Origin of the sequence: Kitasatospora sp. NPDC057015 (assembly GCF_042673745.1) — a bacterium.
In the GTDB taxonomy this organism is placed as follows: Bacteria; Actinomycetota; Actinomycetes; order Streptomycetales; family Streptomycetaceae; genus Kitasatospora.
The window spans coordinates 123,237-136,292 of record NZ_JBHUSG010000021.1; the positions used below are offsets into that span (position 1 = coordinate 123,237).

The 13,056-nt window shown below is 75.4% G+C and carries 10 protein-coding genes; 2 read left to right on the forward strand and 8 right to left on the reverse strand.

Going from position 1 to position 13,056, the window contains the following annotated elements:
* Window positions 1–507: 507 nt before the first annotated feature.
* The 4 genes from ACFTWP_RS21150 to ACFTWP_RS21165 are packed head-to-tail and all read right to left on the reverse strand — an operon-like array spanning window position 508 to window position 4,810.
* A complete protein-coding gene (locus ACFTWP_RS21150) occupies window positions 508–1,125 on the reverse strand; it encodes an ATP/GTP-binding protein (protein WP_380266165.1) in 618 nt (205 codons plus the stop codon).
* A complete protein-coding gene (locus tag ACFTWP_RS21155) occupies window positions 1,106–1,546 on the reverse strand; it encodes a DUF742 domain-containing protein (protein WP_380266166.1) in 441 nt (146 codons plus the stop codon). The genes ACFTWP_RS21150 and ACFTWP_RS21155 overlap by 20 nt, the downstream gene beginning before the upstream one ends.
* Window positions 1,547–1,553: 7 nt before the next feature.
* The gene (locus ACFTWP_RS21160) at window positions 1,554–1,967 is read right to left on the reverse strand and encodes a roadblock/LC7 domain-containing protein (protein WP_380266167.1); all 414 of its coding nucleotides are present in this window, start codon (window positions 1,965–1,967) and stop codon (window positions 1,554–1,556) included.
* Window positions 1,964–4,810, reverse strand: coding sequence for a nitrate- and nitrite sensing domain-containing protein (locus ACFTWP_RS21165; protein WP_380266168.1), 2,847 nt, complete (start codon window positions 4,808–4,810; stop codon window positions 1,964–1,966). The genes ACFTWP_RS21160 and ACFTWP_RS21165 overlap by 4 nt, the downstream gene beginning before the upstream one ends.
* A gap of 381 nt (window positions 4,811–5,191) precedes the next feature.
* Here ACFTWP_RS21165 and ACFTWP_RS21170 point away from each other — a divergent pair, with 381 nt between their 5' ends.
* Entirely contained in the window at window positions 5,192–7,018 is a 1,827-nt protein-coding gene (locus ACFTWP_RS21170; RefSeq protein ID WP_380266169.1) for an AMP-dependent synthetase/ligase, read from the forward strand.
* 370 nt (window positions 7,019–7,388) lie between these two features.
* On the opposite strand, the gene ACFTWP_RS21175 is transcribed toward ACFTWP_RS21170, so the two are convergent.
* Window positions 7,389–8,153 carry a hypothetical protein gene (locus ACFTWP_RS21175; RefSeq protein ID WP_380266170.1) on the reverse strand — a complete coding sequence of 255 codons (765 nt, stop codon included), beginning with the start codon at window positions 8,151–8,153 and terminating at the stop codon, window positions 7,389–7,391.
* Between the two features lie 308 nt (window positions 8,154–8,461).
* Between ACFTWP_RS21175 and ACFTWP_RS21180 the strand changes: the two genes are divergently transcribed.
* On the forward strand, window positions 8,462–9,583 hold the full coding sequence (locus tag ACFTWP_RS21180; RefSeq protein ID WP_380266171.1) for a polysaccharide deacetylase family protein: 1,122 nt from the start codon (window positions 8,462–8,464) through the stop codon (window positions 9,581–9,583).
* A 192-nt stretch (window positions 9,584–9,775) separates the two neighbouring features.
* On the opposite strand, the gene ACFTWP_RS21185 is transcribed toward ACFTWP_RS21180, so the two are convergent.
* The 3 genes from ACFTWP_RS21185 to ACFTWP_RS21195 form a co-directional block, all read right to left on the reverse strand.
* A complete protein-coding gene (locus ACFTWP_RS21185; protein ID WP_380266172.1) occupies window positions 9,776–10,573 on the reverse strand; it encodes an SGNH/GDSL hydrolase family protein in 798 nt (265 codons plus the stop codon).
* Window positions 10,574–10,996: 423 nt separating this feature from the next.
* Complete coding sequence (locus ACFTWP_RS21190; RefSeq protein ID WP_380266173.1) at window positions 10,997–11,605, reverse strand: hypothetical protein; 609 nt, start codon at window positions 11,603–11,605, stop codon at window positions 10,997–10,999.
* A 515-nt stretch (window positions 11,606–12,120) separates the two neighbouring features.
* A partial coding sequence (locus ACFTWP_RS21195; protein WP_380266174.1) for a hypothetical protein occupies window positions 12,121–13,056 on the reverse strand: 936 nt, incomplete at its 5' end.

Consider the following 13,056-nt stretch of genomic DNA (forward strand, 5'->3'; position numbering starts at 1 on the left):
GGTACGGGCGGGGCGCCGCAGGGGGCGCCGGGCCGTCGTGGTGCAGCCGGGGAAGGAGGCGGTCTGGTGTGACGGCGCGTCGGATCAGTCCGCGGAGCGGGCCGGGTGGCCCGCGGCGGTGCCCGTGCGGGACCGGCTCCGTGCGGGAGCGGTCAGCGGGTGGGATCGACGCGTGGGATCAGCGGGTGCTACGGACAGCAGGCGCTGCAGATCAGGGCCAGGTCGATGTACCGGCGGACGGTCAGCGCGGGAGTCGCCGGGGCGGGCACGGCCGTACGGGGCCACTGGACGGTCACGGCGCTGCCCTCCCCCGAGTCGCGGCCGGACGCCGTTGCGGCGCCCGTCGGCCCCGCCACGCTTCCGGTGTGCGGGACCCTCCGTACAGAGCCTTCCACGCGAGGGCCCGGCAGGGCAACCCGCGAGGCCACGGGCGTCCGTCATCCGGACGGGACGCCGGCCCGGGCCGGGGCTTCGGGCCGGCTTCGGGCGCCCGGCCCGGGCCGGGCGTCAGGCGGTCGGCACGGGCCTCCGGGCGGCGCGGTCGGCGGCGTGCTCGACCAGGGTGATCAGCAGGTTCTTGCCGTCCTCGCGGCTGCGCGCGTCGCAGAGCACGACGGGCACGCCCGGGTCGAGGTCGAGGGCCGCGCGGACGTCCTCGGGGGCGAAGACCTGGGTGCCCTCGAAGCAGTTCACCGCGACGACGAACGGGATGCCGCGCCGCTCGAAGAAGTCCACCGAGGGGAAGCAGTCGGCCAGCCGGCGGGTGTCGGCCAGCACCACCGCGCCCAGCGAGCCCTGCGCCAGCTCGTCCCAGACGAACCAGAAGCGGTCCTGGCCGGGGGTGCCGAACAGGTAGAGCGCCAGGCCCTCGCGCAGGTCGATCCGGCCGAAGTCCATCGCCACCGTGGTGGTCCGCTTGGCCTCCACCCCGGCGGTGTCGTCGACGGTGCGGCTGAGTTCGCTGATCTGCTCCTCGGTGCGCAGCGGGCGGATCTCGCTGACCGCCCCGACCAGGGTGGTCTTGCCCGCGCCGAAGCCCCCCGCGACGAGGATCTTCAGGGCCACGGCCGGTCCGCCCGGCCAGCGCTCGCGCGCGGCGGCCGGGTCAGAGCGCACGGAGTCCATTGATCACATCCCGGAGCAGGCGCTCGTCCGGCAGCTGGGCGAGCGGGACGGGACGGGTGACGGTGATCAGGTCGGCGTCGTAGAGGTCGCCGAGCAGCACCCGCACCACGCTGACCGGCAGGTCGGTGTACGAGCCGAGCTCGGCGACGGTGAGCGGCTCGCGCCGGCACCAGGTGAGGAGCGCGTGGTGCTCCAGGTCGAGGGCGGCCTCGGCCTCGGACTCCTCGTCCCCGGCGGGTTCGGCGGCGATCATCGAGATGAGGTCGAACAGACCCTCCTCGATGGGCCTCGCCCGCCCCTTGGTCATCGAGAACAGCCGGACCATCGGTCCCGCGTCGTCGTCGAACCACTGCACCTCCGCGGCCGGGCGCGGCGCGGACGCGGTGGCCTCCTCGGGCTCCTGGCCCGTCCCCTCGGTCATCGCTTCGTCATCTCCCGGGCGGAGCGGTTCGGGGCTCGGCGGCCAGGTGCTCGCCGACCCGCTTGACCAGCAGGGCCATCTCGTAGGCGATCAGGCCGATGTCGGCCTCGGCCTCGCTGAGCACGGCGAGGCAGCTGCCGTCGCCGGCGGCGGTGATGAAGAGGAAGGCCTCGTCGAGCTCGACCATGGTCTGGCGGACCCCGCCGACCTGGAAGTGCCGCCCGGCCCCCTTGGCGAGGCTGTGGAAGCCGGCCGCGACGGCGGCCAGGTGCTCGGCGTCCTCCCGGACCAGACCGCTGGAGGCACCGGTGGCCAGGCCGTCGCTGGAGAGGATCACGCCGTGCCGCAGGGCCGCGACCCGTCCCACGAGGTCGTCCAGGAGCCAGTTGAGGTCCCCGGACGGCTGCGTCGTACTGGTCATGAATCAGTTCCTTCCGCTGGAGCGGGTGGTGCGGATGGTGCAGGGGATGCAGGTGGAGCAGAGGGTGTGGGTTGTGCGGTTGCTGCAGGTGGTGCCGTTGATCCAGGTGCTGCAGAAGATCCAGGTCGTACCGCGGGTCCGGGCGATCCGGGCACCGGGGCCGCGGCGCCGAGCCGGCCCGGGAGCGGACGGCCGGTGAGGGCCGCGGGGCCCGCCGGGGCCGCGGGCAGGGCCGCCGGCCGGGGCGCCGAGGTGAGGGCCCGTCGGCCGGAACCCGCCCACGGGTCGAACCGGACGGACTCCGCGGGCGCGGGCGGAGTGGGCGCCGCGGGCGCCGGGCGGTCCGGGACGGCCGTCAGCGAGCCGGGCCTGACGCGGTCGCCCCGGCCGCGGGTGAAGCCGCGCTGGAAGGACGAGAAGGTGGCCCGTGCCTCCTCCGGCGAGCGCTCCCGAGCGGCCTCGGACTCCCCCGGAGCCGCCGCGCCGGCCCCCGGGCGCCGCTGGGCGGCCTCCTTGAGCTGCGGGGCCAGGTTCGCCTGGCGGACCCGGCGGGGCAGCAGGCCGGCGGCCGGCGGTTCGGCGGCGGGCGCCACGTCCACAAGCCCCTGCGCCTCGGATTCCGTCAGCCCGTCCGCCCGCCGGTGCCGGCCGCGGCCGGAGGCCTCGGCGGACGGCGAGGGGACGAGCACCGGACCGGAGGCACGACGGCGCGGCAGGCCGCCCGGCTCCCGGGCGGGCTCGGCCACCGACGGGCGGGGGCCGCCCCGGCGGCCGGCCGCGTCCTCCTCGTCGGGGGCGTCCGGGCCGGCGTGGCGCCCGTGCGGGCCGGAGTCGGCGAGGGCGGGCACGGCGACCAGCTCGCGCTGGCCGCGCCGGGCGCCCGCGGGCGCCGTGGCCCTGGCCTGGACGGGCGCGGGGGCCGCCGGCTGCTCGGACATCGCGTCCGGCGCCTCGGCGAGCAGTTCACGCGGGATCAGCACGACGGCCGTGGTGCCGCCGTACGGCGAGGGCCGCAGGTGCACCCGGATGCCGTGCCGGCGGGCCAGTCGGCTGACCACGAACAGGCCCAGCCGGTCGGTGTCGGCGAGGTCGAACTCCTGCTCCACCGCGAGCCGCTGGTTGATCTCGGCGAGGGCCTGGCTGCTCAGGCCCAGGCCCCGGTCGTCGATCTCCAGCGCGAAGCCGTGCGCGACCACCTCGCCCTGGACGGTGACCTGGGTCTGCGGCGGCGAGAACACGGCCGCGTTCTCGACCAGTTCGGCGATCAGGTGGGTGACGTCCGCGACGGCGCTGCCGAGCAGCCCGGTGCCGGGGAACGGCCGGACGATCACCCGGGCGTAGTCCTCCACCTCGCCGACGGCGGCCCGCACCACGTCCACCATCCGCACCGGCTTGCGCCAGGCCCGGCCCGGCGAGCCGCCGGAGAGGATGATCAGGCCCTCGGCGTGCCGGCGCATGCGGGTGGTGAGGTGGTCGAGCCGGAAGAGGTCCTCCAGCTCGGCCGGGTCCTCGGTGCGGCGCTCCATGGTGTCGAGCAGGGTGAGCTGGCGGTGCAGCAGCACCTGGCTGCGGCGGGCCAGGTTCACGAAGACGGCGGAGACGCCGCGGCGCAGCTCGGCCTGCTCGACGGCGGCCTCGACGGCGGCCCGCTGCACGGCGTTGATCGCCCGGCCGACCTGTCCGGCCTCGGCGGGGCCGAACTGCAGTTCCGGGGCCTCGGTGGCGATGTCCACCGGCTCGCCGCGGCGCAGCCGGAGCATCACCGAGGGCAGCCGGTTGGCGGCGAGCTCCTGGGCGGCGTTGCGCAGGCCGATCATCTCCCGGGCCATGCCGCGGCCGATCCGGTAGGAGATCACGATGGAGAGCACGATGGCGGCGAGGCCGATCAGGCCGGCGATGCCGCCGCGCCAGAGCAGGCCCATCGCGTACGACCGGGCGCGGGCGTCCACGCCGCCGCTGAGCCGGGCGTTGATCGCGTCGAGGTCGCTGAGCGCGTGCTCGGCGACCTCGTGCCAGTTGTCGCCGTCGAGCGCGCCGGCGACCCGCTCGTAGCCGGCGGCGTTGGTGAAGTCGCGCTCCGCGCGCTCCAGGGCGGACCAGTTCTCGCCGCTGCGCAGGGCCAGGTAGTCGGTGCGGTCCGCCGGCTCCAGCTCGGCGATGTAGACCGTGAACAGCGCCCGCTGGTTGTGCAGGGCGTCCAGTGCGGCCTGGTACTGCTGCGGGCTGATCTTGGCGGTCGAGCCGTGCAGGCCCTCCATCGCCGCGTCCTCCTGCGAGAGGAACTCGCGGGCGCGGACCAGCTCGATCAGGATGGTGCCCTGCCGGGGCAGCTGGCCGCTCTGCCGGCTGACGAAGGCCGAACGGAAGGCGAAGGTGGGCTTCACCAGCTCGCTGTACTGCTCCAGGATGTACGTCCAGCTCACCATCGAGCGCTCGATGTGGTCGCGGACCGCGACCAGCTGGTCGTAGCTCGCCAGCACGTCGCGGAAGCGGGCCTGCTGGTTCTGGTCCAGCTTGCCGGCCGCTCCGCTGCCGAGCTTGGCGCGCAGCGCCTGGGCGTCGCGGTCGGTGGCGCCCCTGGCCTTGTCGAAGGCCTCGGCGGCGGGCTGGGAGCGCGGGTCGGCGAGCCGCTGGACGGCGGCGCGGCGCTCGTTCTGCAGGTCGTGCGCGTACTGTTCCACCGGGCCGCCGAAACTGCGGTAGCTGCTGCTCACGTCGAACTGGGTCCAGACGTCACCGGTGGTGACCAGCGTGGCGTAGACCCACAGCGCGGTGAGCGCGACGATGGGCACCATGAGCAGCGCGATGACCTTCGCGCGGATCGAGCTGCTGCGCAGACGCATGGGGTCCTCGGTCGGAAATGCCAGGCGCGGACAGGGATCGGTTTCGGGCAGGCAGGGCCGCCGGAGGACCCGGCCGCGGGATTTGCGAGAGCCTACTACGCCCTGACCATTCGTTCGAGGGTCGAATCCGTCGTTGACCGGCGGTTGTCCGAATATTCCGCTAATTCCGATTGGCGCCGGGCCGGCCCGCCCCGCCGGACGCCCGCTCGGGCACTTTCCCCACCCGCAGGTGCCGATCTCGTCCCATCACCGCTGCAGCCCTGGGCAGTGACACGGCAATCCGATACCTTCGCTCCCACCTGCCCGTCCCACAGCGCCGCCGCACCGGACGCCCGCTCGGGCCCCGGCAGGCGCAGCCGTCACGGAGATCGGGGGGAACGCGTGCGCGAGTTCACCAGCACCGCCCTGGCCGCCACGGCCACCGGCGGGCTCGCGGACTCGCTGTACGACACCGCCGAACGCACCCCCGCCCTGGTCCAGCTGGCCCGCCGCGCGGAGGGCTCCGAGCAGTGGCGGGAGGTGGGCGCGGCCGCCTTCCGCGACGAGGTGCTCGCCCTCGCCAAGGGCCTGCTGACCCGGGGCGTGCGGTACGGCGACCGGGTCGCCCTGATGTCCCGCACCCGGTACGAGTGGACGCTCTTCGACTACGCCCTGTGGTCGATCGGCGCGATCCCGGTGCCGGTCTACCCCACCTCGGCCGCCGAACAGGTCCGCTGGATCCTCGCCGAGACCCAGGCGGTGGCCTGCGTGGTGGAGGACGAGGACCACGCGATGACGGTCGGCGCGGTCTGCGACGCGCTGCCCGACCTCAACGGGATCTGGCAGCTCGACCAGGACTGCGTCCGGGCGATCACCGAGGACGGCCGGGGCGTGCCGGACTCCCTCGTGCACCGGCAGCGCCTCGGCGTCACCCCGGACACCATCGCCACCGTCATCTACACCTCCGGCACCACCGGTCGGCCCAAGGGGTGCCTGCTCACCCACGGCAACCTCGCCGTCGAGGCCGACACCCTGCTCGACGGCTGGGAAGAGGTGTTCCGGGACAGCGGGGGCGAACCGCCGTCCACCCTGCTCTTCCTGCCGATGGCCCACGTCTACGGGCGGGTGGCGCAGATCGCCGCGATGCGCGGCGGCATCCGCCTCGGCCACCTGGCCGAGGTCAGCAGTGACGCCCTGCTGCCCGCGCTGGCCGGTTACCGGCCGAGCGTCCTGATCGCCGTGCCGTACGTGCTGGAGAAGATCTACCAGCAGGCCCGCCGGGCCGCCGAGGAGGCCGGCCGGGCCGAACTCTTCGAGCAGGCGGCCCGGGTGGCGGTCGAGTGGGCCGCCGCCCGGGAGCAGAAGGCGCTGGGGCACGGCCCGGGCCCCAGCCCCCGGCTGCGGCTGCGGCACGCGGCCTACGACCGGACGGTCTACCAGCGGCTGCGGGCCGTGCTCGGCGGCCGGGTGCGCAACCTGATGTCCGGCGGCTCGACGCTCAGCCGGGACCTCGGCCTCTTCTTCGCCGGCGCCGGCATGACCCTCTACGAGGGCTACGGCCTGACCGAGACCTCGGCCGCCGTCACCGCCAACCCGCCCGGCCGGGCCAAGTTCGGCACGGTGGGCCTCCCGCTGCCCGGCGCCTCGGTGTCGATCGCCGACGACGGCGAGGTGTGGGTGAGTGGCCCGATGGTGTTCGGCGGCTACCTCAACCACCCGCGCTGCACCGCCGCGGCCCTGTACGAGGGCTGGCTGGCCACCGGTGACCTCGGCCGGCTCGACGAGGACGGCTACCTCACCATCGTCGGCCGCAAGAAGGACCTGATCGTCACCAGCAGCGGCAAGAACCTGGCGCCGAGCAGCCTGGAGGAGCGGGTGCAGGCCCACCCGCTGGTCTCGCAGTGCCTGGTGGTGGGCGACGACCGCCCGTACGTCGCCGCGCTGATCACCCTCGACGGCCCGGCGCTGGCGCACTGGCTGAAGACCCACGGGCGCGAGCAGCTCGACGAGTGGGGCGTGCTCGCCGACGAGGAGCTGCACGCCGAGATCCAGCGGGCCGTGGCCGCCGCGAACACCGCCGTCTCGCGCGCCGAGTCGATCCGCGCGTTCCGGCTGCTGCCGCGGGAGTTCACCCTGGAGCAGGGGTTGATGACCCCGTCGCTGAAGCTGCGCCGGGCGGCGATCACCGAGCGGTACGCGGACGACATCGAGGAGCTGTACTCGCCGTAGGCGTGCCGACCGCCCACCCGCCGGGTGCCCCGCCACCGTCGCGGCTCCGGGGCTGCCTGCGGGATCGGGTGGAGCGCGAAGCCGTGCACCTTGAAGTCGGCGTACGACTGGATGCCGGCCAGGTGCGCGTACACCTGCCCCGGAAAGGGGCCCAGTTCCCGCTCGCCCATGACGCCGCCCCCCTCCGTGGCCGGCGCCGCATTGGCACCGACCCGCGCTGCCGCGAGGTCGCCTGACGGCATCTCATGGCGACGCCGAGGCCTGCGACATCGGATGTCAGGGGGCGCCGGACCCGAGCGGGCGCGGGGTCGGCCCTGTACTCACCCCGGGCAAGCGGGCCGGGCCGGCGGGCGGGCCGGGTCGGCAACCGTCAACTCGGACGGGGCGGTGTGCGGCGGCCCCGCGGGACACGGCGGCGGTGCTCCCCGCGCATGACCAGGGCGGGCCCCTCCTCGCCGTACGCGCCGCAGGCCGTGGCGGACCACGGCGACCACTGCTGCGGGACGGTGTAGTACGGCACCAGCACGCCCGGCGAGCGGCGCCCGGTGGCGCCGGCCGGGAGCAGCGCGGGCAGGACGTCCGGGCGTTGCCCCGCGATGATCGCCCGGCGGCAGGCGACGCAGGCGGGCCGGTGGTCGGCCGCCGCCTCCCGGGCGCCCAGCCGGGGGCGCCGGCGGGCCCGGTTCGAGCGCTTCGGGGCGGCCTCCGGCACGGCGCCGTGCAGCGGGTTGTAGAAGCAGCGCAGGACCGGCGGGTCGGGGCGGCGGCCCGCGTGCGCGGCATGGGCCGCTGCGAGTCGCTCCACGGCGCGCTCGGCCAGCACCACGGCCGCCGTCAGGTCCGGCAGGTCCGCCGCCTCGTCCAGGAGCTTCCCGGCGGCCTGGTAGGCGTCCAGCGCCCAGAGGTAGTCCCGCCGGGCCGCGCCCTCGCCGGGCGGGAGGTCCAGTTCGGCGGCCCGGAAGACCTCGCCCGCCGTCGCGACCCGCTCGGCGGCGAAGGCCGCCAGCCGCTCCCTGAGCACCTCCCACTCGCGCAGCACCAGCTCCTGCCGCTCCCTGGGGACGCGCCCGGCGCGCGCCGGGCGCTCCTGCGCCAGCCCGGGCAGCAGGTCGATGAACCACCAGCGGCGGAACACCCTGGCCTCCTCCGGGACGACGACCCCTCATTCTCCGCCTCCCGACCGGCCGACGGAAGCACGGACACCCGTCGATCCGGATCGCCGGGCGACGGATGACGGGCGACGGCCGCGGACCACGGACGGCGGGGCACGCTCTCCGACGAGCCCCCGTCGTCACGCCGCGCGTCCGGCTCTTGACGGGCCGTCTGGTCCAGTCCATTGTTTGGCACGGCCTGAGTGCGGCACGCCACGGCTCCCAACCCTCGGGGAGCGTCCCCCTGTTACGCGCGCCCTCGCAGGCGCATCCCCCACACAGGAGAACTCCGGTGTCCACCCCCCTGCGTCGTCTCGCGGCGTGCGCCGCGAGCGCGGCCGTCGTCGCCCTCGGACTGGCGGCGCCAGCCGCCCAGGCCGCGTCCGAACCCGCACCCACCGTCAACCTGGCCACCAACCCGGGATTCGAGATCCCGGCCCTGCCGCTCGCCGACTGGGGGGCGATCCCCGGCTGGAGCTGCGGCGCGGGCGAGGCCGTCGTCGCCACCGGCCAGGCGCACGACGGAAGCTCGGCGCTGTCCGTGACCCCGGCGTCCGGCGACTCCACCGGCGAGTGCGCCCAGACCGTCTCGGTTCTCCCCAACACCACGTACACCGTCTCCGCCTGGGTGCGCGGCTCCTACGTCTTCCTCGGTGCCACCGGGACGGGCCACGACGTCGCACCGTCCTGGGTGGAGAACACCGGCGGCCAGTGGCAGCGGCTGACCACCGCCTTCACCACCGGCGCCACCGCCTCCACCGTCCGGCTCTACCTGCACGGCTGGTACGGCCAGGGGCCGTTCGCGGCCGACGACGTGCGGGTGGACGGCCCGGCCCCCGCCCCCGCCCGGGCCACCTGGAACGTGCCGACCACGGACAACGTGGTCTTCTTCACCATCGACGACGGCTGGCAGCGCACCCCGGAGGCCGAGCAGTTCATCGCGGCCAACCAGCTGCCGATCACGGCCTTCCCGCTGCCGATGCCCTCCGGCTTCGAGCCGGACTTCTTCAAGCGGGTGACCGCCGTACCCGGCTCGTCCGTGCAGAACCACAGCGTCTCGCACCGCGATCTCAGCACGCTCCCGCTCGCCGAGCAGCAGGCCGAGATCTGCGACGCCCGGGACGCGGCCGCCCGGGTCTACGGCACGCCCACCACCGTGTTCCGGCCGCCGTACCTGGCCTGGAACGCGGACACCCTGCAGGCCGCCGCCAACTGCGGCATCCGCACCGTCGTGACGGCGACCGCGGACTTCAGCTGGGGCGCCTCCAACGTCTGGCACGGCGGCCCGCTGCAGGCCGGCGACGTGGTGCTGATGCACTTCACCGACACCCTGGCGGGCGACCTCCAGCGCGCCCTGACGGCGGCCCGGGCGGCCGGTCTGCGGCCGGCCGGTCTCACCGAGTACCTGCACTGACGGCCGGCGGTCGCCCCGCACCGGGGCGACCGCCCCACGCGCCACGGCCCCCGGTGCCGCTCCCCTGGTCGGGGGAGCGGCACCGGGGGCCGCCCGGCGGTCGGCCGGTGCTCAGCCGGCGCGTGGGATCGGGCGCGTCGGATCAGACGTGTCGGATCGGATGGCGGATCAGGTGCGGGTGCCGCGCGGAGGTCAGGCCGCGGCGGAGAACGCCGGCAGGTAGCCCCCGGACTGGCCGGCCGCCTTCGGGTGGTAGCTCTCGTCGACCGGGAGCACGGTGCTGTTCAGCCAGACCGTGCCGCTCGCGCAGATCTCGTGACCGGTGAACGCGCTCCGCACGTCGCCGAACGAGAAGCCCGCGTTAGCCGCCCGCTTGGCGGTCACGGTGTCCAGGGTGTCGGCAGCGCCGTTGATCGCGGCCCGCTTGGTGTCACCGATCCCGAAGATGCAGCTGCCGCCGATCTTGTAGAGGTGCGGGTAACCGAGTACCACCACATGCGCGTTGGGCGCCTTGGCGTGGATCTGGGCGTAGACGTTGTCCAGCTGGGCGGGCAGCGTGTTGGTGGCGTAGGCCTTGGCGGCGGCCACCGCGTTCAGGCAGGCCGTCTCGGAGTCCAGCACACAGGTCTGCATGGTGCTGGCGAAGCCCGCGTCGTTGCCGCCGATGCTGATGCTGACCAGCGTGGTGTTCGCGTCCAGGACCGACAGCTGGTTGCTGAGCACGTCACCGGTTCTGGCGCCCGAGCAGGCGACGAACGCGAACGCCGAGGGCGCGTGCGCGTTCTTCCAGAGGTACGGGTACGAGTTCGTGCTGCGCTTGCAGCTCCCGCTCTCGCTCGTGTAGCTACCGGCACCCACGCCGGCCGAGTAGGAGTCGCCGAGGGCGGCGTAGCGCACTCCCGCGGCACTGGCGGGCGAGGCGACGAAGAGACTGGCCACGGTGAGAAGAATCGCCAGTGTGGCGACGGACATTGCACGAGCGGGGCGCATGGCACCTCCACGTAAGTGACTGGGGTCACAGTTGTGATACCAGGCAGTAGCGTGTAGAGGAAGCGCTCATGCCAAAAATATTGACGGTCCGTCGCACGACAGGAGGTTGAACTACGCCACCTGGACCGGAAATCGGCTGATCGGACGGACTTGACAGCGCCCGACCTCGCGGATCGGGTCGGGGCGGTCCGTCGGCCGGAGGGCGTCCGGTCAGCGGTCCTGACCGTCCGTCGGCGGTCGACGGAGCCGTTCGCGGCCGGCTCCCGGGCGGCGTGCGGCCGGCTCCGGGCGGCGGGCGGCGGGCGGCGGGCGGCGGGCGATCGGCGGTGGCTCGGCGCGCGACGGACTCTCGGGTCGCCGGCGGATCCGCCGGACGGCGACCCGGCGCGCGGGGTCCGGTGGCCCGTCAGGCGCAGCGCGCGGTCAGTCCCCGCGCGGGAAGACCGGGCAGCCCGCGGCGGGCAGCTCCTCAATGGTCTCGTTCGCGACCCCGGGGACGCCGAGGCTCGCCACCGCGACCGCGACCGCCGCGCGGGCCTGGCTCAGGCCCGCCGAGCCCCAGCCGAGCAGTTCGACCGCGAGGCCGGGCGCGACCAGCAGCCGGCGGTAGTGCCGGCCGGACGCCGGGTCGGGGGCGGTCGGCCCGACGGCGTACAGGGGCGCCGCCATCCTGACCCGCGCGCACTCGTGCCCGCCGTTCGCCGAACCGACCCGGTCGTAGAGATAGCCGAGGTAGTGCGGCGGCCCGATGACGGCCTGGGCCTCCTCGCCGGCCTCCCGGGCCAGCGCGGCGCCCGGGTCGCCGTCGTCCTCGGGCTCCAGGGAGCCGCCGGGCAGGCTGACGATGCCGTCCTTGGGGTTCACCAGCGTCAGCACCCGGCCGTCCGGGGCGAACAACCAGCCCCAGGACTGCTTGACGGGCAGACCCGGCGGCACCGGCTCCCCCGGCCGCCAGGGCCAGCCGGCAGCGGGGCGGCGCCGGACGCGGCCGAGCAGGTCGGCGATCTCCACGCTGTACTCGATGCGACCCATTCGTCCCCCCTCCGGTGCCGGGGCCCGCAGCGCGGCCGGCTGCCGACGGGCGGCCCCGGCCTGCTGCACGGCCTGCGGAGCGGGCGGGGTGGGGCCGCCGCGCGCTCCGACTGTTGATCTTCCACGAATCTTCCCCGAACAGGCGGTCGATGAACAGCCCCCGGCTCCCGCGTGGCGCGCACGCCACTCCACTGCCCGGACACCCGGCCGCCGGTCTCCGGACACCAGGGCGCGAGGGCCGCCTCGACGGCAGCGCCCGCCGACGCCGTCACGCCCCCGTCACGCCCCTGTCACGCCCGCACCGCCACCGCCCGTGCCGAACCGCGGACGGCCCGGCACGGGCGTCACCACGACGTGGGCGTCATCACGACGCGGGCGTCACCACGGCGCGGGCGTCACCACGGCGCGGGCGTCACCACGGCGCGGGCGGGCCGCGGCTCCCGGCCGGCTCGCGCTCCCGTCCTCCCGCCCCCAGCCGCCGCTCTCCCTTCGCTCCGGGGTCGCCCCGCCCGCCCTCAGGCTCCGCCCGCCCCCGGCCTCGGCGGCGCACAGGCATCCGGCCGCGGGGGCAACGGGAAGCCCGGACGGGCGGCCACGCCGTCCGGCAGCCCGACGCCCCGCTCCGCGTCCGCCGCCAGCGCCGCGAAGACCTCGGGCACCGTCATCGGCCGCAGTCGCCCGGCCGCCAGCAGCCACCCGCACACCAGCGGCGAACTGCCCGCCCCGGGGACGCTGTGCAGCAGCAGCTCACCCGCGCCCTCGGCGGCGATCCCCGCCGCCAGCGTGACGCAGAAGGCCTCCGCCTCCCGCCCGCCGCCGTACAGCCGGCCCTCCTCCCGGCAGACTTCGGCCGCCGCCGTCAGCTCCTCGCCGTCCTCGGGCCCGTGCGAGCGCAGGGTCAGCAGGTGGCAGCCGTCGGCGACCCCGTCGGCCAGCGCCAGGTAGACCTCCGCGACGTGGCGCAGCACCGCCGTGAGCCTCGGCTCCGGCTGCTCGTCCCGCTCCAGCGCGGCCAGCAGCGCGGCACTGGCGATCGAGATCCGGACCCGGGCCCGGTGGTCCTCGACCAGCACCGGGAGCAGCTCGCCCAGGCGCTCCCCGGCGTACACGAACGGCTCCCCCGCGAGCTCCGGATCGGCGGCGTAGGCGACCCGCGCCACCGGGTCCTCCGGGCCGAGGCCGAACTCCTCGCAGAAGTCCTCGAAGTCGGCCGGTTCGAGCACCCTGAGGTGCACCTCCAGACCCTGGCCGCGCAGGGCCCGGAGCTGCCCCTCCGTCCGGCGCAGGTACGTCTCGAAGGTGGCCCGGCCGAACATCCCGTACCGGCTGAGGCAGGCGAAGTCGACGGCGTCGGCGGCCAGCGCCAGCGCCACGGGCTGCGGCGGCGGGCCACCGCGGGACCGGCCCCGGCCGCGCAGCCGGGCGCCCGGGCCGCCCCCGGACCCCCCGCC